Source organism: Brevibacterium renqingii (assembly GCF_017808095.1).
GTDB classification, from domain to species: domain Bacteria; phylum Actinomycetota; class Actinomycetes; order Actinomycetales; family Brevibacteriaceae; genus Brevibacterium; species Brevibacterium renqingii.
In genome coordinates this window covers 144919-166544 of the sequence record NZ_JADBHG010000001.1, presented here as the reverse complement: position 1 = coordinate 166544, position 21626 = coordinate 144919, and the positions used below count along the sequence as shown (strand labels likewise).

At 67.6% G+C, this 21626-nt stretch carries 20 protein-coding genes; 14 read left to right on the top strand and 6 right to left on the bottom strand.

The genetic code is table 11. The annotated features are described in order from the left end of the window. Window positions 1-20: 20 nt before the first annotated feature. The 8 genes from tsf (at window position 21) to IIE29_RS00705 (ending at window position 7351) form a co-directional block, all read left to right on the top strand. Entirely contained in the window at window positions 21-848 is an 828-nt protein-coding gene (tsf, locus tag IIE29_RS00740) for a translation elongation factor Ts (protein WP_209323292.1), read from the top strand. A gap of 183 nt (window positions 849-1031) precedes the next feature. Next, complete coding sequence (pyrH, locus tag IIE29_RS00735) at window positions 1032-1784, top strand: UMP kinase (protein WP_209323291.1); 753 nt, start codon at window positions 1032-1034, stop codon at window positions 1782-1784. 166 nt (window positions 1785-1950) lie between these two features. Continuing rightward, window positions 1951-2508, top strand: coding sequence for a ribosome recycling factor (gene frr, locus IIE29_RS00730; RefSeq protein WP_209323290.1), 558 nt, complete (start codon window positions 1951-1953; stop codon window positions 2506-2508). Further along, window positions 2508-3530, top strand: coding sequence for a phosphatidate cytidylyltransferase (locus IIE29_RS00725; RefSeq protein WP_209323289.1), 1023 nt, complete (start codon window positions 2508-2510; stop codon window positions 3528-3530). Before frr ends, IIE29_RS00725 begins: the two co-directional genes overlap by 1 nt. A 153-nt stretch (window positions 3531-3683) precedes the next feature. Continuing rightward, entirely contained in the window at window positions 3684-4985 is a 1302-nt protein-coding gene (gene rlmN, locus IIE29_RS00720) for a 23S rRNA (adenine(2503)-C(2))-methyltransferase RlmN (protein WP_209323288.1), read from the top strand. A gap of 150 nt (window positions 4986-5135) precedes the next feature. Next, complete coding sequence (locus IIE29_RS00715) at window positions 5136-5696, top strand: DivIVA domain-containing protein (RefSeq protein ID WP_209323287.1); 561 nt, start codon at window positions 5136-5138, stop codon at window positions 5694-5696. Beyond that, complete coding sequence (locus IIE29_RS00710) at window positions 5689-6357, top strand: hypothetical protein (protein WP_209323286.1); 669 nt, start codon at window positions 5689-5691, stop codon at window positions 6355-6357. The genes IIE29_RS00715 and IIE29_RS00710 overlap by 8 nt, the downstream gene beginning before the upstream one ends. A gap of 133 nt (window positions 6358-6490) precedes the next feature. Continuing rightward, entirely contained in the window at window positions 6491-7351 is an 861-nt protein-coding gene (locus tag IIE29_RS00705; protein WP_343071748.1) for a N5-glutamine methyltransferase family protein, read from the top strand. A gap of 99 nt (window positions 7352-7450) precedes the next feature. Here the strand turns inward: IIE29_RS00705 and IIE29_RS00700 are convergent, their stop codons facing one another. Continuing rightward, window positions 7451-8650: an acyl-CoA dehydrogenase family protein gene (locus IIE29_RS00700; protein ID WP_209324079.1), complete on the bottom strand. Its 1200-nt coding sequence runs from the start codon at window positions 8648-8650 to the stop codon at window positions 7451-7453. A 147-nt stretch (window positions 8651-8797) separates the two neighbouring features. Here IIE29_RS00700 and dxr point away from each other — a divergent pair, with 147 nt between their 5' ends. Both dxr and IIE29_RS00690 read left to right on the top strand, forming a co-directional pair. Then, window positions 8798-10069 (top strand): 1-deoxy-D-xylulose-5-phosphate reductoisomerase, encoded by a 1272-nt coding sequence (dxr, locus tag IIE29_RS00695; protein WP_209323284.1) that lies wholly within the window; start codon window positions 8798-8800, stop codon window positions 10067-10069. Continuing rightward, window positions 10066-11571 carry a M50 family metallopeptidase gene (locus IIE29_RS00690; protein WP_209323283.1) on the top strand — a complete coding sequence of 502 codons (1506 nt, stop codon included), beginning with the start codon at window positions 10066-10068 and terminating at the stop codon, window positions 11569-11571. Before dxr ends, IIE29_RS00690 begins: the two co-directional genes overlap by 4 nt. A 65-nt stretch (window positions 11572-11636) precedes the next feature. On the opposite strand, the gene IIE29_RS00685 is transcribed toward IIE29_RS00690, so the two are convergent. Continuing rightward, window positions 11637-13046, bottom strand: a complete 1410-nt coding sequence (locus tag IIE29_RS00685; protein ID WP_209323282.1) for a serine hydrolase domain-containing protein — start codon at window positions 13044-13046, stop codon at window positions 11637-11639. Window positions 13047-13235: 189 nt separating this feature from the next. On the opposite strand from IIE29_RS00685, the gene ispG reads away from it, so the two are divergent. Together ispG and IIE29_RS00675 are read left to right on the top strand one after the other, a co-directional pair. Continuing rightward, the gene (ispG, locus tag IIE29_RS00680; RefSeq protein ID WP_209323281.1) at window positions 13236-14396 is read left to right on the top strand and encodes a flavodoxin-dependent (E)-4-hydroxy-3-methylbut-2-enyl-diphosphate synthase; all 1161 of its coding nucleotides are present in this window, start codon (window positions 13236-13238) and stop codon (window positions 14394-14396) included. 54 nt (window positions 14397-14450) lie between these two features. Continuing rightward, window positions 14451-15329, top strand: a complete 879-nt coding sequence (locus IIE29_RS00675; protein WP_209323280.1) for a GNAT family N-acetyltransferase — start codon at window positions 14451-14453, stop codon at window positions 15327-15329. Between the two features lie 10 nt (window positions 15330-15339). Here the strand turns inward: IIE29_RS00675 and IIE29_RS00670 are convergent, their stop codons facing one another. Together IIE29_RS00670 and IIE29_RS00665 are read right to left on the bottom strand one after the other, a co-directional pair. Then, window positions 15340-15759, bottom strand: coding sequence for an RNA-binding S4 domain-containing protein (locus tag IIE29_RS00670; protein ID WP_209323279.1), 420 nt, complete (start codon window positions 15757-15759; stop codon window positions 15340-15342). Further along, complete coding sequence (locus tag IIE29_RS00665; RefSeq protein ID WP_209323278.1) at window positions 15756-16529, bottom strand: NUDIX hydrolase; 774 nt, start codon at window positions 16527-16529, stop codon at window positions 15756-15758. The genes IIE29_RS00670 and IIE29_RS00665 overlap by 4 nt, the downstream gene beginning before the upstream one ends. 245 nt (window positions 16530-16774) lie before the next feature. Here IIE29_RS00665 and IIE29_RS00660 point away from each other — a divergent pair, with 245 nt between their 5' ends. After that, window positions 16775-18631 carry a proline--tRNA ligase gene (locus IIE29_RS00660; RefSeq protein ID WP_209323277.1) on the top strand — a complete coding sequence of 619 codons (1857 nt, stop codon included), beginning with the start codon at window positions 16775-16777 and terminating at the stop codon, window positions 18629-18631. Window positions 18632-18639: 8 nt separating this feature from the next. Then, on the top strand, window positions 18640-19449 hold the full coding sequence (locus tag IIE29_RS00655; protein WP_343071747.1) for a TSUP family transporter: 810 nt from the start codon (window positions 18640-18642) through the stop codon (window positions 19447-19449). A 42-nt stretch (window positions 19450-19491) separates the two neighbouring features. On the opposite strand, the gene IIE29_RS00650 is transcribed toward IIE29_RS00655, so the two are convergent. Continuing rightward, the gene (locus IIE29_RS00650; protein ID WP_209323276.1) at window positions 19492-20511 is read right to left on the bottom strand and encodes an aminoglycoside phosphotransferase family protein; all 1020 of its coding nucleotides are present in this window, start codon (window positions 20509-20511) and stop codon (window positions 19492-19494) included. Next, window positions 20508-21506 carry a hypothetical protein gene (locus IIE29_RS00645; RefSeq protein ID WP_209323275.1) on the bottom strand — a complete coding sequence of 333 codons (999 nt, stop codon included), beginning with the start codon at window positions 21504-21506 and terminating at the stop codon, window positions 20508-20510. Before IIE29_RS00645 ends, IIE29_RS00650 begins: the two co-directional genes overlap by 4 nt. Window positions 21507-21626: the final 120 nt, after the last annotated feature.

Here is a 21626-nt window from a genome sequence, read left to right as displayed (position 1 = left end):
CACCATCCTGAGGAGAGAGAATGGCAAACTACACTGCCGCTGACATCAAGGCACTGCGCGAGAAGACCGGCGCGGGAATGATGGACGTCAAGAAGGCTCTTGACGAGTCCGACGGCGACCAGGCCAAGGCCATGGAGGCACTCCGTGTGAAGGGCCTCAAGGGTGCTACCAAGCGCGAGGGTCGCTCGACCTCCGACGGCCTCGTCGCCACCTCGGTGGACGGCGGCGTCGGCACCATGATCGAACTCAACTCGGAGACCGACTTCGTTGCGAAGTCCGAGCCCTTCGTCAAGCTCGCCGACCAGGTCCTCGAGCTGGCCGTGGCCAACCAGGCCGATTCGGCCGAGACGCTGCTGGCCGCCGAGACCGACGGCAAGCCCGTCTCGCAGTTCATCACCGAATCCGGTGCTTCCCTGGGCGAGAAGGTCGACCTGCGTCGCGTGGGTCGCATCGAGGGCCAGAAGGTCGAGTCCTACCTGCACCGCACCAACAAGGACCTGCCCCCGCAGGTCGGTGTGCTGCTGGCCTTCGAAGGCGACGACGAAACCGTGGCACACGATGTCGCCGTGCACATCGCCGCCATGAGCCCGAAGTACTTCTCCCGCGATGAGGTCCCGGCCGACATCGTCGAGAACGAGCGCCGCATCGCCGAGGACACCGCGAAGAACGAAGGCAAGCCCGAACAGGCCATGCCGAAGATCATCGAAGGACGCGTCAACGGCTTCTTCAAGGAGAACTGCCTGCTCGACCAGGGATTCGCCAAGGATCCCAAGCAGTCCGTGGGCAAGGTGCTCGAGGCTGCAGGCGTCAAGGCGACCGGCTTCCTGCGCTACCGCGTCGGAGCCTGAAGCACACTGACCGCGAAGCAGACCGACGTCTGCTTCGCAGGTTCCCCGGGTGAGTGAGAACTCACCCGGGCAACGGGGTCGGACCGATGGGTCCGACCCCGTTTTTCGCTAGACTGGCTCCGACGACCAACCCGAGTGACGATCTGCCCGGGTATCGACCTGCCCGCACGGAAGAAGGACTCAATGACAAGCACCCCGGTTCACGAATCCAGCCACGTCAGCCGCCCCGTTCGCACCCACCGCAGGCGAGTCCTGCTCAAGCTCTCCGGTGAGGTCTTCGGCGGCGGCAGGATCGGAGTCGATCCCGATGTCGTGGCCGCGGTCGCCCGCGAGGTCGCGCCCACGGTCGAGGACGTCGAAGTGAGCATCGTCGTCGGCGGCGGCAACTTCTTCCGCGGAGCCGAACTGTCGCAGCGCGGTATGGATCGCACCCGCGCCGACTATATGGGCATGCTCGGCACCGTGATGAACTGCCTGGCGCTGCAGGACTTCCTCGAACAGACCGGAGTCGACACCCGGGTGCAGACCGCGATACCGATGTCGCAGGTGGCCGAGACCTACATTCCGCGCCGCGCCATGCGCCATATGGAGAAGAACCGCGTCGTCATCTTCGGCGCCGGAGCCGGCCTGCCCTACTTCTCCACCGACACCGTGGCGGCCCAGCGTGCCCTCGAGATCCACGCCGACGAGGTGCTCATCGCGAAGAACGGCGTCGACGGCGTCTACACCGCCGATCCGAAGGTCAACCCGGACGCCGAGAAGCTCTCCCAGATCACCTACCAGGAAGCGCTGCAGCGCGGCCTCAAGGTCGTCGACGCCACCGCGTTCTCCCTGTGCATGGACAACCGGCTGCCGATGCACGTCTTCGGGATGGAGGGAGAAGGCAACCTGCGCAAGGCCATCATCGGCGACAAGATCGGCACCGTCGTCCACTGACGAATCGCCCGACGGCCTCAGGCACGGGCGCGAGGAACCCCGATTCCTCAACGATGCGGCCGGCATCCACGCAGGTGAGGACACTCCTGCGTGGATTCGGTGCGGCATTTTTCAGCGATGACCCATAGAATGAACCCAAAGCTTACAGAGATGGAAAGAGTGAACCGTGATTGAAGAGACACTGGCCGAGGCCAGAGAGAAGATGGACAAAGCCGTCGAATTCACGCAGGACGACTTCGGTTCGATCCGCACCGGCCGCGCCAACCCCGCACTGTTCGCCGACATCGAGATCGAGTACTACGGTGCCCCGACCCCGCTCCAGCAGCTGGCGTCGTTCCAGACTCCCGAGGCCCGCACGATCCTCGTGACCCCCTACGACAAGGGCACGCTGAGCGATATCGAGAACGCCCTGCGCAATTCCGACATCGGAGCGAACCCGGCCAACGACGGCAACGTCATCCGCGTCGTCCTGCCGGAGCTGACCGAGGAGCGCCGCAAGGAATACGTCAAGATCGTCAAGGGCAAGGCCGAGGACGGCAAGGTCTCCATCCGCAACATCCGCCGCCATGCGAAGGATGTGCTCGAACGCATCAAGAAGGACGGTGAGGCCGGTGAGGACGAAGTCACCCGCGGCATCTCCGAGCTCGACGACCTGACGAAGAGCAAGGTCGACAACATCGACCAGCTGCTCTCGCAGAAGGAAGCCGAGCTCCTCGAGGTCTGATGATTGCCGTGACCGGGTCCGACAGCCCCGCAGCGGATCCGGCTCCCTTCGGGGAGCCGGATCCGTCACGCGATGCCGCGCACGCCGAGACGCCCTTCCCGCGACGTCGGGATCTGCGCAACACGGACAAGCTGTACTCGCCCGACGACCCCGACTTCGACCCCACCCCCGAGGCGGCCGAGACCGAGGAGGAACCGCCGGAGAAGGACTACGGACGGGCCGGGCGCAATCTGCCGGCAGCCATCGGCATGGGGCTGCTCATCGGCGGCGTCGTGCTCTCCTCCCTGATCTTCCTGCCGATCTCCTTCCTCTTCATCATCCTCATCGGCATCGTCGCGGCGATGTGGGAACTCGCGAACGCGCTGTCGCGTTCCGGGTCCCTGGTCTCGCGCGTGCCCACCATGGTCTCCGCCGCCTGTATGGTCGTGGCGACCTACATCGGCGGTCGTGAGGCCCTGTGGGTGACATTCGCGGCCAGCGCCGGCGCGGTCATGCTCTTCACGATGGTCGAGCGTCGCAAGAACGCGGTCAAGGACGTCTCCCTCTCCCTCTTCGCACTCACCTACGTCGGCCTCATGGCCTGCTTCGTCGTCTACCTGCTGACCCAGCCCGACGGCAACCTCTACGTCATCATGTTCCTCGCCGCAGTCGTCGCCTCCGACACCGGCGGCTACGTCTTCGGCGTGCTGTGGGGCAGGCACCCCATCGCCCCGCGGATCTCACCGAAGAAATCCTGGGAGGGCTACCTCGGCTCGACCGTCTTCGCCGCGGCCGTGGCCACGATCCTCGCCGTCACCGTGATCGACGCCCCGTTCTGGACCGGACTGGTCTTCGGTGCAGTGATCCCCGCCTTCGCCACTCTCGGCGACTTCAGCGAATCGATGATCAAGCGCGATCTCGAGCTCAAGGACATGGGCACTCTGCTGCCGGGGCACGGAGGCGTGATGGACCGGCTCGATTCGATTCTGCCGACCGCACCCGTCGCGCTCGTCCTCTTCTCCGTTCTGCCCGGCTACCTCTGACCGGTTCTGACCGGTTGCCTCTGACGGGTTCTGACCGGTTGCCTCTGACGGCCGTCCACCGGGCACGGCCGACGTACGCCGGGCCCGGCTGCCGCACGCCGGCGTGGCGGCGCACACACGACAGGCGCTTGCCCGCCATGAGACAATGGGCATGTGAGATCTCAAGCAGGCAGAAGGCAGACCAGGCCCGTCGTCGAACACGCCGACGGCACCACCTCGAAGACGCCCACACGCGATGGCCGTCCCCTTCTCAACTTCAAATCCGCGCGGGTCAAGCAGCCGCCCCAGCACTTGGCCGATATGAGCATGGACGAACGCCTCGACGCGGTCAGGGAGATGGGTCTGCCCGCCTTCCGCGCCAAGCAGATCTCGACCCACTACTTCAGCCACTACGTCACCGACACCGAGGCGATGACGGACCTGCCGAAGGACAGGCGGGAAGAGATCCAGGAGCGCTTCTTCCCCCACCTGCTCACCGAGGTGCGTCGCCTGCGCACCGAGAACGGTGACACGATCAAGTTCCTCTGGCGCCTCTTCGACGGCGCCCTGGTCGAATCCGTCCTCATGCGCTACCGCAACCGCGTCACCCTGTGCGTATCCAGCCAGTGCGGCTGCGGCATGAACTGCCCCTTCTGCGCCACCGGCCAGCAGGGTCTGACCCGCAACATGTCCACTGCCGAGATCGTCGAGCAGGTCGTCCGCGCCAACCAGGTCATTGCCGCCGGAGAGCTCGCCGAAGCGCCGTCGGCGGACATGCCCGGGGCGGGGGAGACCGCGCTCGGTGCCGAGGCCGACGGTCCTGGCGACGGTGAGTCCGGATTCGACGGGCAGGACACGGCCGCCTCGGCGAGCGGACCCGAACGGGTGTCGAACATCGTCTTCATGGGCATGGGCGAACCCCTGGCCAACTACAAGCGAGTGATGAATGCGGTCCGCCGCTTCGTCGGGCCCGCACCCGAGGGATTGGGCATGTCGCCGCGACGGATCACGATCTCGACGGTCGGGCTGGTCCCGGGCATCAACAAGCTCGCCGCCGAGGACATCCCGGTGACGTTCGCGCTCAGCCTCCACGCTCCCGATGACGAGCTGCGCGACGAGATGATCCCCGTCAACACACGGTGGAAGGCCGATGAGGCCATCGACGCCGCATACAATTACTTCCAGGTCACCGGCCGCCGCGTGAGCATCGAATACGCGCTGATCAAGGACATGAACGACCATGCCTGGCGAGCCGAACTGCTGGCGAAGAAGCTCAACGCCCGCGGTCGCGGCTGGGTGCACGTCAATCCGATCCCACTCAATCCGACCCCGGGGTCGGTGTGGACGGCCTCGGAACCGGAGGTCGCCGATGAATTCGTCCGCAGGCTGATCGACCACGGCATCCCCACCACCATCCGGGACACCCGCGGGTCCGATATCGACGGCGCCTGCGGTCAGCTCGCCGCCGCTGACTGACACCGACCGCCTGCCGCCGGACGGCGTCACGCCGACTGACCGGCAACCGACAGCGGCCGCTGTCGTCACCTGTGAGCCGCATGCACGCAATTTCGGCGCTGTCCATCTATCATGGTGGAAACACCACAGCCACTCGCTTCTGGAGGAGACATGGCGGACACGACTTTCCCTCGAATGTCCGGTTGGAAGAACGGATACGACCCCAAGCAGGTCGACAGCTTCTTCAAGCGTGCGCGTGAGTCCTTCGAACGGCCGACGCCGCAGCCGGGCGACCTCGACTCCCGAGCGGTGCGCACGGTCGGATTCGACCTCGTCCGCAAGGGCTACCATGTGGCCGTCGTCGACGCGGCCCTCGACCGCCTCGAAGACGCCTTCGCCAAACAGGCACGCGACCGCCTCATCGCCCAGTCCGGTCAGGACGCCTGGGTCTCCGAGCTCACCCGTGTCGCCGCATCGCTGCGGGGACGTCTCGTGCGCGAGTCCGGAGAGCGCTTCGACAATCCGGCACCGGGAGTCATCGGCTACGACATCGACCAGGTCGACGACATGTGCGACAAGGTCAACTCCTACTTCACGCAGGGTGTGGCGATGAGCGTCGACCAGGTCCGCCGCGTGCTGTTCAAGACCGCGAAGGGCAAGAAGGCCTACGACGAGGATCAGGTCGACGCCTTCATCGACCGAGTCGTCGAAGTGATGGCCTCCGTTGACTGAGTTCCACTACTTCTCCTCCCCGAACGAGACCGATCCCGGAACGCTGAACCCGGTCTACGAACTGCTCGACTTCCCGATCGCGATGGGCCGCGCCGATGATGTCGTCCTCGTCGGGCCCGCACCTGAGAAACCGCTCGTCGACGGGCGCGAGGTCACCGATCCTCGCCTGGTCTCGGCGCTGTCGGTCCCCGTCGAACTCGACCGCGCGGAGGTGCTCGACCGCAGCGCGAAGCTCGCCGGGGTGCTGCGCACCATGGGAGTCATCCCGGAGTCCGGCGCCGTGCTCACCCTCGCCGAGGATGTCCCACCCCTGGCGCGGGCGCTCGGGCTGCTCGCTGCCGCGCGCATCGGTCTGATGGTCGACCTGCGCACCGAGGCCGCGACCGCCGACAGCACCATCGTCCTCCACGGCATCGAGGCCGCCGCGGTCGAGCCCGGACGCGCCTCGGTCAAGGTCACCCGTTCCCGGTTCGAAGGCGTCGGTGTGACCATCGACGGGCAGACGGCGAACCTCGACCAGGCGATGCGCGATTCCCGTGTCGAATTCGCCGCCGTCGTCCCGCTGTCGCCGGAACAGAAGCTGCTGCTCACCGACGCGGGCACGATCGACGCGCAGACCGGACTCGACTGGTTCCGGCGCGAGGTTCTGTCTGACTCCTGAGGGGAACAGGGTCTCCGAGCCCGCGCGGGAGTCCGAACCTGCACGGGACGTCGAGGGTGTACCCGGTCGCGCGAACAGACGGAAGTCCGAACCTGACGCGGTGGTCGCAGACGATTCGCGATACCGTCCACTCGTGAAAGCACTCCGCAGCGCCGGCTGCGTCTTCGCCGAAGACGAAGCGACCGTCCTCCTGGAAGCGGCGACACTCCCGGAAGCAGCCGCGCTTCGGTCCGAGGCCGCCGATGCTTCTGCCGATCCGCTGTTGGACGAACTCGCGACCCGAAGGATGAGCGGAGAACCCCTCGAACAGATCGTCGGCTGGGTCGACTTCGCAGGTCTCCGACTCCAGGTGCGCCCCGGCGTCTTCGTGCCCAGGCAGAGGACGAGACTGCTCGCTGAAGCCTCCGTGCGCACGCTCAGCGTCCTGCTGCAGCGCCGCGGTGCAGAGGCTCCGCCGCCGGTGGTCCTCGAAGCATTCTGCGGAGTCGGACCGGTCGGAGCGTGCGTGGCCGCCTCGGTGCCGGAAGCGCACCTGTACTTGGGCGATGAGCAGGCCGAGGCCGTGGAGTGTGCCGTGGCCAATGCCTGGGCGGCATCCGGAGTGAAGGCGCACGGTCACCGACTCGATTGCCTGCACGGGCTTCCGGACGAGCTGCGCCGCGGCATCGACGTCATCGCGGCCGTTCCGCCCTATGTGCCGCAGACGGCCGCAGACTTCCTGCCGCGCGAAGCCGTGGGCTTCGAACCGAGGCGCGCTCTCTTCGGCGGCGCCGACGGCCTCGACCTCGTCCACCGGCTCATCGACGAATCCGCGGACTGGCTGAGCCCCGGCGGCACCCTGCTCATCGAAGTCGGTCGTGAACAGGCCCGGGCGGCGGCCGCCTCCGCCGCTGCACGGGGGATGAGTGCGGACAGCCGCCTCGGCGAGGATGACCAGACCGTCGTGCTGGAACTGCGGCCGGCATCGTCTGCACACTCAGGTGCGGGCATGTGAATGCGAACCGCCCGCCGAGCCCCGGAGGGTCGACGGGCGGTGAGAGGCTCAGCTGCCGCAGCGCCGCACCTGGCGCGGTCCGCTGCCGGCGCTGCCGCCTCAGTTGGCGAAGGCGTTGATCCCGGTCATCGAACGGCCCAGCGTCAGCTGGTGCACTTCGTGCGTGCCTTCGTAGGTGAGCACGGTCTCGAGGTTGACCGCATGACGCAGCGGCGGGTACTCGCTCGTGATGCCCGAACCGCCGAAGAGCGCACGCAGGTCACGACAGACGTTCATCGCGGTGTCGACGTTGACCATCTTCCCGAGGCTGATCTGTTCGGGACGCACACCCTTCTCCGAGTCCTTGAGCTTGCCCAGATGCGCTGCCAGCAGCGTGATCTGCGAATACTGGCCGAAGGCCTTCGCGAGCTTCTGCTGCGTGATCTGGAACGACGACAGCGGACGGTCGAACTGGACGCGAGTGCCCGTGTACTCCAGGGCCGACAGCAGCGAATCGCGGGCAGCACCGGTGACACCGAAGACGATGCCGTAGCGAGCCTCGGACAGGCACGACAGCGGCCCCTTGAGGCCCTTGGCCTTCGGCAGCATGGCGTCTTCGGGCAGGCGGACGTTGTCGAGGACGATCTCACCGGTGATCGACGCCCGCAGCGAGATCTTCCGATGGATCTCCGGAGTCTGGACTCCCTCGGTGTCCGAGGGGACGACGAAGCCGCGCACGACCGACTTGCCCTTGTCGTCGATCTCCTCGGTCTTGGCCCACACGACCATGACGTCGGAGACCGGCGAGTTCGTGATCCACATCTTCGCACCATTGAGGATCCAGTCGGTGCCGTCCTTCTTCGCAGTCGTCTTCATCCCGGAAGGATCGGAGCCGACGTCGGGTTCGGTCAGGCCGAAGCAGCCGATCGCCTTGCCCGCGGCCATCTTCGGCAGCCACTCCTCCTTCTGCGCCTCCGAGCCGAAGTGGTGGATGGCGAACATCGCCAGCGATCCCTGCACCGATACGAGCGAGCGCAGGCCGGAGTCGACGGCCTCGAGTTCACGGCAGGCCAGACCGTACTGGGTCGCGGTCGAGCCGCCGCAGCCGTAGCCGTCGAGATGCATGCCCAGCAGGCCGAGCTCGCCGAGGCCTTCGGCCAGCTCGCGAGCGGGGATGGTGGCGTCGAGGAAGCAGTCGCCGATCTTCTCGCGGACGTTCTCGTCCAACCACTTCTTCACAATCGTTGCGAATTCGAGGTCATCGGGTTCGAAGATCGAATCCAGTCCGAGGATGTCGTCGGGGCTCAGCGTCTTGCTCATATCCATCTCTTTCGCCATTGATTGTCCTCACTCACAGACCTTGCGGCGCATCTGACGGGGATCGGCCCGCCGAACGACCGACGAACGGCCATCGTTCCCTTTCGATGTCGAGTCATTTCCCAGAGAACTTTGGCATCATCGGTTGGCGTGAGTGAACGTAGAATCATTGTAGTCGGCTCCACCGGTTCGGTCGGCACCCAGGCCCTCGACGTCCTGTCCGAACACCGTGATGAGCACGCGCTCATCGGGTTGGCGGCAGGCTCCCAACTCGACCTCCTTCTCGAGCAGGCTCTCGATTTCTGCGTTCCCGTCATCGGTCTCACCACACCTCCGGCCGGGGGAGAGGCCGAGGTGCGTCGTCGCCTGGCCCGACTCGCCGCCGAACGAGGCGTGAGCGATCCCGTCGAGGTCATCCACCTCGGTGACACCGCCGCCGAGGCGGTCGCCGGTCTGGACGCGGACATGGTCGTCAACGCGATCACCGGGGCCGCGGGCCTCGGAACGACGCTGGCCGCGCTGGCCCGCGGCACCGATGTGGCCCTGGCGAACAAGGAGTCCCTCATCATCGGCGGCTCCATCGTCCTCGACGCCGCCCGTGCCACCGGTGCCCGCCTCATCCCCGTCGACAGTGAGCACTCGGCCATCGCCCAGGCGCTGCGCGCCGGCACCCATGCCGAGGTCAGCAAGCTCGTCATCACGGCCTCCGGCGGTCCCTTCCGCGGGATGACCCGTGATGCCCTGCGCCGAGTGACTCCCGCGCAGGCGCTCAACCATCCCACCTGGTCGATGGGGTCGATGATCACCATCAATTCGGCGACCCTGGTCAACAAAGGCCTCGAGGTCATCGAGGCCCATCTGCTCTTCGACATCGACTTCGACCGCATCGAGGTCGTGGTCCATCCGCAGTCGCACATCCATTCGATGGTCGAGTTCAGCGATGCCTCGACGATCGCGCAGATCTCCCCACCGGACATGCGTCTGCCCATCTCCTATGCGCTCGGGACCCAGGCGGACGGTTCGACGACGAGGTTGGCCTCGGCGGCGGTGCCGCACAACTGGGGCCAGCCCATGCACTGGTCGTTCGAACCGGTCAACCACCTCGCGTTCCCTGCCCTCGGACTGGCCATCGACGCCGGACGGCGAGGTCGCAGCTGCCCGGCAGTGCTCAACGCCGCCAATGAGGTCCTCGTCGCCGCCTTCATCGCCGGTGACATCGCCTTCACCGGCATCGACAAGGGGCTGGCCCGAGCATTGGCCGCGCATGAGCCGGCCGCCGAACACACCGTGGACACGGTCCTGGCCGCCGATGCCTGGGCCAGGGAATTCGCCTCGAACGACGTCCTCGCGCAGAAGGCCGAGGCTGAGCAGAAGGCCTCGGCGAAACAGTCCGCCGGAGCGCGCAAAGGGGGCCGCGGATGACAGCTGTGCTCTACATCGTCGGGATCGTCCTGTTCCTCATCGGCATCTCGATCTCCATCGGCCTGCACGAATTGGGCCACCTCACCCCGGCCAAACGCTTCGGGGTCAAGGTCACGCACTACATGGTCGGATTCGGCCCGACGCTCTTCTCCTTCCGACGAGGCGAGACCGAGTACGGAGTGAAGGCGTTCCCGCTCGGCGGTTTCATCGCGATGCCCGGAATGTACCCGCCCGAACAGGCGACTGCGCATCGTCTCGAAGGCGAGACGGTCTCCGCCGGAGCACGGGAGGCCGGCGGCGAGCCGGGAGATCCGGGCCGCATCGACGAGGGCGCCGCGCAGGAGCACCAGGTTCCGACCCCGAGCGACGAAGCGGACGCCGTGCCGCGCCGGCCGCGACGGAAAGGGCGGCTGTTCGAGAACACAATGGCCGATGCCAGGGAGTTCTCGAATCAGGAGATCGAGCCGGGGGAGGAACACCGGACGTTCTATGCGCTCAGCGTGCCCAAGCGACTGGTCGTCATGTTCTCAGGCCCCTTCGTCAACCTCGTCCTCGGCATCCTCATCATGGCGATCTCGTTGCTGGGCATCGGTGTGATGACGCCGACGACCACGGTCGAGACCGTCGTCGAATGCGCCGTGCCCGCCTCCGAGGCCGCACAGCGGCCCGCCGCGGATCGGAACACGTGCCGTGACGACGATCAGCTCACCCCCGCCTGGGAGGCGGGCATCGAACCCGGCGATGAGATCACCGCGATCGCCGGCGTCGAGACGGAGGACTGGGACCAGCTGTCGGCGGTGATCAAGGACCATGCCGGTCAGCGCGTCGAGGTCGACTTCATCCGCGACGGCAAGGCCGAATCGGTCAGCGTGCCGATCATCGCCTCCGAACGGCCGAAGCTCGACGAGGCGGACAGGCCGCTGACGAAGCCGGACGGGACGCCGCAGACGGTGACCGAGGGCTTCTTCGGCGTCGGCCCAGTGTATGAACGCGCCCCCCTGCCGATCGGCGAATTCCCCGGCGCCGTCTGGGACCAGGTCTCAGGCGTCTTCCACGCCATCGCCACCCTCCCGGTCAAACTCGTCGACATCGGCGAGGTCGCGCTCGGGACGAAGGACCGCGACGCCGAAGGACTCGTCGGCATGGTCGGCGTCGGCCGCATCGCCGGCGAGATCGTGTCCACCGATCGCATCGACGTCCTCGACAAGGCGCAGATGGGACTGGGCATGCTCGGCTCGCTCAACATCTTCCTGTTCGCGTTCAACATGATTCCGCTGCTGCCGCTCGACGGCGGGCACATCGCCGTCGGACTCTACGAAGGCGCTCGCCGCCGCATCAACCGGTGGCGCGGGCGCGGACTGGTCGGACCCTTCGACACGGCGAAGCTGCTGCCGCTGACCTACGTCTGCATCGGGCTGATGCTGTGCATGACCGCGCTTCTCATCTACGTCGACCTCGTCAAACCGATCACCCTCGACGCGATCTTCGGCTCCGGAGGGTAGACGCAACTCCGGCGCGCAGGGAAGCGGGCGCGGTGACCGGCGGCCCGACAGTCGCCGACTCAGTCTCAGCCGCCGAGGGTGATGGCCTGCACCTGACCGAGGTGGTTGAGCCCGACCGTGATCGTGGCCGGGCCCGTCTGCGCCTCATCAGCTGGCACCGTCACCGTCCCGCGCAGCGGGGAGGACATCGTCAGCTCTGCGACCGAGAAGGCTCGGCCCGCCTCCAGACCATGCGCCCGAGCCCACTTCGCGAAGCGCTGCCGCCGCTCGGTGCGCGGTTCGTCGAGATCCATGTTCATCGAGAAGATCTCATCGGCGATCGCCGCGTCGAAGTCGGTGACGAGGTTCGCCGCGGTCAGCACGGTGTCGATCTGTTCTCCTGCTGCCGGCCAGCGCGGCACCGGCGCCGAGGTGGTCACCCGGTGCAGTCTCGTCTCCGCCCTGCCCGTGGCTGCCGCCCATCCGAGGTCGAGAGCATCGCCGACGACACGCTGGGCCGGATAGTAGGTGGTGTTGCCGAGCACGACGATGCTCAGCCCGAGCTCCGGGAACCACCGCATGTGGGAGCCGTAGCCGGGGTAGCCGCCCGAATGGCAGATGACCCGCCCGAAACGCGTATCGAAGCGGTGGTCGAGCCCGAAGCCGTAATGGAGGGACTCGGTGTGGAACTCACTCGTCTGCACCTCGATGAAGCGATGGGCCTGCTGGTTGTCGGCGAGGACCCGCGACCACGACCCGGGAGCATAGGAATCGATGCGGTCGAGGGCATCGAGGTGCGTGTGCATCCAATCGCCGATGTCACGCACCGTGGAGATGACCCCGCCGATGGGGGAGAAGACACCGGGTTCGGTGAGCTCTGCCGGGTGCAGGCAGCCGTCCTGGTCGATGCGGAAGCCCGGAGCCAGATCGGGGAAATCACGGTGGTCGAATCCGGTGCGGCTCAGCCTCAGGGGCGCGAGGATCTCGGCCGAGACGATCTCGGTGAAGGCTCGGCCGGTGACCGTCTCGGCGACCATGCCCAGAAGTGCGAAGCCCAAGTTCGAGTATTCGTAGCCCGTGTCGGCCGGTGCACAGGCGATCGCGCCGCGGCGCAGCCAGGCGACGAGCTCCTCCGGAGCCATCGCCTCCATCCGGTCGGCCCAGGGATCGTCCTTGGTGAACCCGGTGCCCATGGTCAGAGCCTGGCGGCAGGTGCGGTCGGCGACCGCGGTGCCGGCAAGCTCGGGAAGGAGCGTGCCGAAGGGGCGGTCGAGGTCGAGGCCCTCGGCGGCGAGGAGCCCGATGGCTGCGGCGGTGAAGGACTTCGTCATCGACGCGATGCGATACGGCACATCGGCGTTCACGGCCCGCTCGGGACCGCCTCGGCGAAAGATGCCCCAGGCCAGGGACCCGCCCCTGTCGGCAAGCGCTTCGGCCTCCGCGTCCAGAGCCGCGCTCATCACCTCGATATCGGGCTCGACGAATGCGCCTTCCAACGTGCTGCTCCTTCCCGCAGATGTCAGGTCACCTTCACAGTACTCGCGATGAATGACACGCGCGGCTCACACGCAGGCGGAGGTCCTACAATGGACGTGGTTCGAACAATCCGGCCGCCACACGGGCCCGCCTCGGCATCGGCACGATCATCGTGGCTGGTCACCAGCCAGACTGAAGGGATCGTCTTCGTGACATCTGTCAATCTCGGAATGCCCGCGCCACCGCCGCCCGTGCTCGCACCCCGGCGGCAGACGCGGCAGATCAGGGTCGGCAAGGTCGGGGTCGGATCCGATTCCCCCGTCAGCGTGCAGTCGATGACGACGACGCCGACGACCGACATCAACGCGACCCTGCAGCAGATCGCCGAACTCACCGCCTCCGGCTGCGATATCGTCCGCGTGGCCTGCCCGACGTCCGATGACGCCGCAGCCCTGCCGATCATCGCCGGCAAGTCCCAGATCCCCGTCATCGCCGACATCCACTTCCAGCCCAAGTACGTCTTCGCCGCGATCGAGGCCGGCTGCGCCGGAGTGCGCGTCAACCCGGGCAACATCCGCAAGTTCGATGACCAGGTCAAGGAGATCTCGCGGGCGGCGGCCGAGGCGGGAGTGTCCATCCGCATCGGCGTCAACGCGGGCTCCCTGGACAAGCGGCTGATGGAGAAGCACGGCAAGGCCACGCCCGAGGCGCTCGTCGAGTCGGCCCTGTGGGAGGCCTCCCTGTTCGAGGAGCACGGCTTCTATGACTTCAAGATCTCCGTCAAACACCACGACCCCGTGATCATGGTCCGCGCCTACGAGCTGCTGGCCGAACGCGGAGACTGGCCGCTGCATCTGGGCGTCACCGAGGCGGGGCCGGCCTTCCAGGGCACGATCAAGTCCGCCACCGCCTTCGGTCATCTGCTGGCCGAGGGCATCGGCGACACGATCCGCGTGTCCCTGTCCGCTCCTCCCGCCGAGGAGGTCAAGGTCGGCAACCAGATCCTCGAATCCCTCAACCTCAGACCGCGCCGGCTCGAGATCGTCTCCTGCCCGTCCTGCGGACGGGCGCAGGTCGACGTCTACACGCTCGCCGACAAGGTCACCGCCGGCCTCGAGGGCATGGAGGTGCCCTTGCGGGTGGCCGTGATGGGCTGCGTGGTCAACGGCCCGGGTGAGGCCCGCGATGCCGATCTCGGAGTGGCCAGCGGCAACGGCAAGGGGCAGATCTTCGTCAAAGGCGAGGTCATCAAGACGGTGCCCGAGGCCGAGATCGTCGAGACCCTCATCTATGAGGCCAATCGGATCGCAGACGAGGCCGAATCCCCGTCCTCTCCGCCCTCGGGCCCGCCGGAAGTCGTCGTCGGCTGAGCTGCCGCTTCGTCGTCAGGACTCATTCATGCTGAAGGTGGACGAAGGTTATCCATGCTGAGGATCGCACGCTTGGGACATCAGCACACGCGGTGGCTGTTGGATCTGCTCGCGCGCAATCCCTGCGAGAACGTCTACCTCATCTCCCTGCTCGAGGTCACGGGCACGGCCCGCTTGGGGTCCCCGGCCGGCACGCTCTACGGAGTCTTCGATGGGGACAGGCCCGTGGCCGCGTACTGGGTGGGCGGGAACATCATCCCCGTCGCGGCGACGCCGGCGACGAATCAGGTGCTCGCCGAGAAGCTCAACGCCGACGGTCGTGTCTCGTGCTCCCTCATCGGGAACCGGACAGTCATCCTTGACCTGTGGCGCCGACTCAACTGGGGACGGCCGCGCGGAGTCCGGGAGCGGCAGCCTCTGCTGGCGATCAGCTCCGATCCGCTCGTGACACCCGACGAACACGTCGTCCGAGTGACACTCGATGACCTCGGTGCGGTATTTCCCGCCAGCGTCGACATGTTCACGAAAGAGGTCGGGTTCTCGCCCGTCGAGGACGGCACCGCAGGATACCTCTCGCGAGTGCGCGGCATCATCCGCGGAAAGAACTGCTATGCCCGCATCTCCGATACCCTGCCCCAGGGTGGACCGGTGCCGAGGTGGCCCGCCGCCGAGCAGGACGAACAGGTGCTGTTCAAAGCCGATATCGGCATCCGGGCCCGCCGCATCGTCCAGGTCCAGGGGGTGTGGGTCCATCCCGAGGTGAGGAACCAGGGGCTCGGCGCCGCGGGAATGGCCGCGGTCGTCCAACGCACCCGCGACAAGGGCCACACCACGGTGAGCCTGTATGCCAATGACTACAACGAGGCGGCGCTGCGGATGTACTCCCGCGTCGGCTTCGAACAGGTCGGCACCTTCGCCACCGTCATGTACTGAGCCGGCCCGATCAGTCGCGACGGCGGTTGCGCGACTGGGGTTTGGCCATGTCGCCGAGGAACTTCTCCATCTCCCGACGGTCCTTCTTCGTCGGACGTCCCAGACCCTTGTCCCGCCGCGGGACGAATCCGCGCAGCGCCGGGTCGGGCGGGGGAGTGAGATCCTCATAGCAGCGGACAGCGACGGAGGCCTGCATGCGGGTGGGGATGAAGCCGGTGATCTTCCATGTGAATTCGCTGCCGGCCTTGCGCACCCGCACCTCCTGGCCGATGCTCACCTTCTGCGCGGCCTTGACTCTCTGGCCGTCGACCTGCACATGACCGCCGCGGCAGGCCTGTGTGGCGAGATTGCGCGTCTTGAACATACGCGTCGCCCACAGCCACACGTCGATGCGCATGTGCTTCGTCGGGGTCCGGTCGATCTCGGTCATCGGCGTGAGTCCTCGACGGCCTGGGAATCAGCGCGCAGGGCGAGTTCCGACCGGCGGGTGAATGTCTGCGCGGGTCGGCCCCTGCCCTGACTGACGGCCTGACCGGTGGGTTCGAGCAGGGGCAGCATGGTCCGGCGGAACGTATCGGCCTGCAGGCTCTCACCGGCGACGATCTCGTGCAGCTCGCGCAGCTGCCGCAGGGAGAACTCGGACTCGAGCAGACCGAAGGGATCGGGCGTGCGCTCGTGGAGGGTGCGCAGACGGTGGACGGCGACGCGGACGATCTCCTGATGTTCGGAGCTGAGCTCGTGCACCTCGTGCACGGGCACTAGTCTCCGGCGATGGACGGGGGCGTCGGCATGATCGGAATCCGTCGCGACCGCCTCGGCGGGCTCACCATCGGACTCGGCCGTCCCTGACTCGGACACCCCGTCGTCTCCGGTTCGGGCGAGGCCGACGTCTCCGGCGGAGAGCACATCGAGATGGGCCACGGAGATCACCCAGCCGCGGTCGTCGCGGTCGGGCTGATCGAAGACGTGCAGCTGGACCGGGGCGCGGTCGACCAGACGGGCCTTCTCGCGCAGGCACCGGGCGACCGCCTCGGCGAGACGCTCCTGCGGGCGCAGGATCGAACCCGGCAGCTGCCACATCCCGTCGCCGGGATGGGTGAGGAGAACATGCAGGCCGCGACCGGGCACGGGGCAGAGGACCGCGGTGTCGACCGCGACCGACGGCCGCGGGAACTGCGTGAGTTGGCTCGGATCAGGCATGCTCTTCGTATCGCTCGGACTCATCGTGTCGGGGAGGTGCCGGTCTGCGGGCCAGAGGGGCCCGACCGGTGCTGGACTTCGGCGCAGCACCACCAGTCTAATTCTCTTGTCCCTGGTGACGAATCCGGCCCGCCGCCGGGTAGGGGTTCCGGCTCGGGACAGGCCCGCTCCGCTCCGATTCTCTCCGCCTCGCCCGCGTGCGATAGTGTTCGATCTGAGTCCTGACAAGTTGAGGAGAAACACCCATGGCCCTGCGCATGTCGTCCCTGTTCGTGCGAACCCAGAAGGAGGATCCGGTCGGCGCCGAGGTGGCCAGCCACCGACTGCTGCACCGCGCCGGATACATCCGCCGGTCGGCGCCGGGGATCTACACGTGGCTGCCTCTGGGACTGGCCGTGCTCGGCAGGATCGAGGCCATCGTGCGCGAGGAGATGGCGCTCGCCGGCTCCCAGGAAGTCCACTTCCCGGGCCTGCTGCCCGCCGACCCCTACAAGAAGTCCGGGCGTTGGGAGGCCTTCGGACCCGACCTCTTCCACCTCAAGGACCGGCGCGAGAACGACTACATCCTCGCCCCCACCCATGAGGAGGTCTTCACCCTCCTGGTCAAGGACCTCTACTCCTCGTACAAGGATCTGCCGCTGTCGATCTACCAGATCCAGACGAAGTACCGCGATGAGGCCCGCCCGCGGGCCGGACTGCTGCGCGGCCGCGAATTCATCATGAAGGACGCCTACTCCTTCGACATCGACGATGCCGGACTCGACGCCTCCTACGAGGCCATGCGCGTGGCCTACCTGCGCGCATTCGCTCGCATGGGGCTGCCCTGCCTGCCCGTCAAGGCCACCCCCGGCGCGATGGGCGGATCCGGGACCGAGGAGTTCATCTACCCCTCCGAGGTCGGCGAGGACACCTTCGTCCGCTCCCCGGGAGGCTACGCCGCCAACGTCGAGGCCGTGACCTCGATCGTGCCCGAGGCGGTCCCGTACGAGAACTCACCGGCCGCCCATGTCGAGGACACCCCCGACACCCCGACGATCGAGACCCTCGTGGCCGCGGCGAACGCGAACCATCCGCGGGCCGATCGCGCCTGGACGGCCGCCGATACGCTCAAGAACGTCGTCTGCGCCGTCACACATCCCGACGGCACCCGCGAGATCATCGTCATCGGCCTGCCCGGTGACCGGGACGTGGATCTCGACCGGGCCGCCGGCACAGGCATGCTCGGCGCCGGCGAGGTCGACCTCGAGGCCGCGACGGAGGCGGACCTCGCCGCGCATCCCGAGCTCGTCAAGGGCTACATCGGGCCCGGGAACGACCTCGACAACCCGGTCCTCGGCCTCGAATCGGCCTCGAAGGTCCGCTACCTCCTCGACCCCCGCGTCGCCGACGGGACCCGGTGGATCACCGGTGCCAATGAGCCCGGCCGTCACGTCTTCGACCTCGTCGCCGGCCGCGATTTCACCGCCGACGGCACGATCGAGGCCGCCGAGGTGGTCCTCGGCGATCCCGCCCCCGACGGTTCCGGCCCGCTGGAGCTGGCCCGCGGCGTGGAGATCGGCCAGATCTTCAAGCTCGGCCGCAAGTACGCCGAATCCCTCGACCTCAAGGTGCTCGACCAGAACGGCAAGGCCACGACAGTGACCATGGGCTCCTACGGCCTCGGCGTCACCCGCGTCATGGCCTGCATCGCCGAGGAGTACCACAGCGAGGACGGGCTGCTCTGGCCTCAGCACCTGGCCCCGGCCGACGTCCACATCATCGTCGCCGGCAAGGGCGCTGAGATCGCCGAGGCGGCCGAGACGATGACCGCCGAACTCGAGTCCGAGGGCGTCAGCGTGCTGCTCGACGACCGCAACAAGGTCTCGCCCGGCTTCAAGTTCGCCGATGCCGAGCTCATCGGCATCCCCACCGTCATCGTCGTCGGCCGCGGGCTCGCCGACGGCGTCGTCGAGGTGCGCAATCGTCTGAGCGAGGAGAAGGCCGACCTGCCCCTCGCCGAGGTGGTCCCGACCACCGTGGCCGCGATCCGTGAGGCCTATGCGCAGGCCGATGCCGCGGCCGATGCGGCCGTCTCAGCCGACGCGGCTGAGACGAACGGCTGATCGCCGCGGTGCTCGAGGCTCTCACCGGCGGTATCGACGTCACCCTGCCGATGCTCCTGTGGCTGCTGGCCGCGGGAGCGCTGGCCGGGTGGATCGATGCGGTCGTCGGCGGGGGCGGACTGATCCAGCTGCCCGCACTGCTGCTCGTGCCGGGCATGAGCCCGGTGCAGGCCGTGGCGACGAACAAGATCGGGTCGATCGCGGGCACGAGCGCCTCGGCGATCACCTATCTGCGCAAGATCACGCCCGACCGGTCGGCGACGATCCCGGCCGCGGCGACCGCGTTCCTGGGCGCCGTGGTCGGGGCGAAGCTCGCGACCCTCGTGCCGGCCGAACTGTTCACCCCGATCATCCTCATCGCACTCATCGGCGTCGGACTGTTCACCCTGCTCAACCCCAGCCTCGGCGCGGATGCGAGCCTGCGGTTCGGCGAGTCGTCGAAACGGCACCATACGCTGTCATGGCTGATCGGACTCGTCATCGGCATCTACGACGGAGTGCTGGGACCGGGCACCGGATCGTTCCTGGTCATCGCGTTCGTGACGGTCATCGGCTTCTCCTTCCTGCAGGCCTCGGCCACGGCGAAGGTCATCAACTGGGCGACGAACCTCGGGGCGCTCGTCTACTTCGTCCCCGACGGGCAGGTCGTCTGGGCGCTCGGACTCGTCGTCGCGTTCGGCAACGTCGCAGGCGGCATCTTCGGCGCCAGGACCGCTCTGAAGAAGGGCTCGGGGTTCGTCCGCGTCATCTTCGTCATCGTCGTCTCGGCGATGATCCTCAAACTCGGCTTCGACGTCCTGACCTCGCTCATCCGCTGATCCCTTCGCGAGCAGGACGGCTCTGCCGCGAGACGGCTCGGCTCAGCCGATGGGTTTGAGGGCGTGGGCGCTGATGCCGGCGACGTCGGCGCCGGACAGGGCGCGGGCCACCCACAGGGAACGGGCCGCATCGGCCAGACTCGCCGTCGAGCCGCCGGAGGCCGCGCGCAGATACCAGAACATGTTCGTGATCTCCCTCGCCACGGTCGCGCCCATCCCGTACTGCGGTTCGATGCCGGCGCACAGGGCGAGGTCGGTGGCGAAGCCGCGCAGCCACGCCGCCTGCGCCTGCGGGTGCTCCGAGGGGATCTCGGCCAGCCGGTTCCACAGCACCGGCGCCAGGGTGTAGGCGGTCGGCCCGGCCAGCGGCTGCGGGTCGATGGCCTTCCACGTCGAGATGCCCGAGGTGTCCGGGGTGCCGGCGAGGATGTTGTAGTAGTGCAGGTCGGCGTGGATGAGCCAGTTCTCGTCGGAGGCCGCCAGGGTCTGCATCCAATTGCGCGCGAACGACAGCAGCAGGGCGTCATTCGGTCCCGCCTCCGACCAGCCCGAGAGCAGTCCGGCGTCGGCGTCGAAGGTCGACAGCCAGCCGGCGACGATGTCCTGCACGCGCAGGAATCCCGAACTCGCGGGGATCTCCAGGGACCGTTGGAGGGCGCCCCAGACCGGCGGCACATCGGCCAGCGGCAGCACCGAGAGATTGTCCTTCGTCCGCAGCCGCTCCTGCAGGGTGACGCGGAAGCTGCGGTCGTCGCGGATGACCCGCACCGCTCCGTGCCCGTTCCACATCTTCAGCGCCCGCAGCGCCTGCGCATGCGCGGCCGTATGCGCCGAAGTGGGGGCGGCGAAACGCAGCACACCCTGGTAGTTCTCCTGCGTGAGCACCGGGATGACCAGTGATTCGCAGCCGGCCCAGGGAGCGCCGGGCACCTCGTCGAAGCGCAGCTTCCACCGGTCGAGGACCTCATTGGCCATATAGTCCAGGGCCGCGACCCATGCGTCGGTGCGGTATTCGCCGATGATGTCGCGGGTGGAGCGGTAGAGAACCGGCGGCACCTTCATCGGACCACCTCCGCAGGAGTCGCGGCCGGCGCCGAGGCGCGAGCTTCCGCGCTGCCGGCTCGTCCGGAGCCGGAGTAGGTGAAGCGAAGCGGCTGCGGCTGCGAGAAGACGGTGCGGGCGCGAGCGGATTCCCACAGGCGCAGGATCGCCGAGGTCTCGCTTTCCAGCCAGGGCAGAAGCGCTGCGGCCAGCCCGTCCTCGAGTCCCAGCGCCAGTTCCCTCGCCGTCCGGGCGTCCGTCGGAGTGGGGTCGAGCTGCCACGCCGAGGCGTTCGGATCGGCATTGTCCTCGCCGAGGAGTTCGAGCATCTCCCCGGACAGCGAGCCCAGCGACTCGAGGCGGGCCAACGCCCCCGTGCGCTCGGCGGACTTCCTCGCGAAGTTCACGGCCAGGCGCTCATAGCCGTAGGCGGCCGCCCGCGACTGATTGAGGATCGCATTGAACATCGACTGCCGGTCTTCCGGGGCCTTCGGCCGCCTCGAGCCGTGCCCGGCGGATGCCGTCCCCGCAGCGTCGGAGCCCTCTTCGCGACCGGCGCGGATGAGCTCGTCGGCAGTGCGGATGAGCTCGGGCTCCTTCGTCCCCGCTGTGAGGGTCAGGCCCGTGGCCACGTCGGTGAGCACAGGGATGAGACCCGAACCGAGCTCGGGGGCGGCGTCGAACACGGCCCGGGAGACCACCTCGGCGGCGTCGAGGAAGCTGCGTTCGTCCTCACTCGGCGGCGGTTCGGTGGCGAGTTCGGTCGGCGGGTTCCACACAGGTCCGATGGCCGTGACGAAATCGTCCAGGCTCTCACCGGCGGTGTCGGGGTCGCCGGAGCCGGGCGTCGTGGAGGCGAGGATGCGGGCGATGCGGTTGCGCAGCCGCTGCGAGGAGTCGAGGGTGGGAAGCTCGGGGTCCGCGTCGAGTCGCAGGCCGCAGGCCGTGAGGAGGGCCAGACTCGCGCCGCTGACGCCGGTGGTCAGAAGGACGCGGCGACTGACGGGAAAACGCATACGGCAATCCTATCGGATGCTTACTCTTCGCCGAGGCTGTCGCTTAGGGTGGGGGAGAGGCGGTCGGCAGGGCAGACGAGCGGGCCGCCGAACCCGTCCGCCGCACCTCGGCGGGTGGGA

What these genes read in the sequence shown, in the direction of transcription:
- IIE29_RS00660 (WP_209323277.1), top strand. Translation starts at nt 16,775, where the DNA reads ATGGCCCTGCGCATGTCGTCCCTGTTCGTGCGAACCCAGAAGGAGGAT.
- IIE29_RS00670 (WP_209323279.1), bottom strand. Translation starts at nt 15,759, where the DNA reads ATGACCGAGATCGACCGGACCCCGACGAAGCACATGCGCATCGACGTG.
- IIE29_RS00700 (WP_209324079.1), bottom strand. Translation starts at nt 8,650, where the DNA reads ATGAGCAAGACGCTGAGCCCCGACGACATCCTCGGACTGGATTCGATC.
- IIE29_RS00715 (WP_209323287.1), top strand. Translation starts at nt 5,136, where the DNA reads ATGGCGGACACGACTTTCCCTCGAATGTCCGGTTGGAAGAACGGATAC.
- IIE29_RS00645 (WP_209323275.1), bottom strand. Translation starts at nt 21,506, where the DNA reads ATGCGTTTTCCCGTCAGTCGCCGCGTCCTTCTGACCACCGGCGTCAGC.
- IIE29_RS00675 (WP_209323280.1), top strand. Translation starts at nt 14,451, where the DNA reads ATGCTGAGGATCGCACGCTTGGGACATCAGCACACGCGGTGGCTGTTG.
- IIE29_RS00690 (WP_209323283.1), top strand. Translation starts at nt 10,066, where the DNA reads ATGACAGCTGTGCTCTACATCGTCGGGATCGTCCTGTTCCTCATCGGC.
- IIE29_RS00725 (WP_209323289.1), top strand. Translation starts at nt 2,508, where the DNA reads ATGATTGCCGTGACCGGGTCCGACAGCCCCGCAGCGGATCCGGCTCCC.
- IIE29_RS00650 (WP_209323276.1), bottom strand. Translation starts at nt 20,511, where the DNA reads ATGAAGGTGCCGCCGGTTCTCTACCGCTCCACCCGCGACATCATCGGC.
- tsf (WP_209323292.1), top strand. Translation starts at nt 21, where the DNA reads ATGGCAAACTACACTGCCGCTGACATCAAGGCACTGCGCGAGAAGACC.
- pyrH (WP_209323291.1), top strand. Translation starts at nt 1,032, where the DNA reads ATGACAAGCACCCCGGTTCACGAATCCAGCCACGTCAGCCGCCCCGTT.
- IIE29_RS00665 (WP_209323278.1), bottom strand. Translation starts at nt 16,529, where the DNA reads ATGCCTGATCCGAGCCAACTCACGCAGTTCCCGCGGCCGTCGGTCGCG.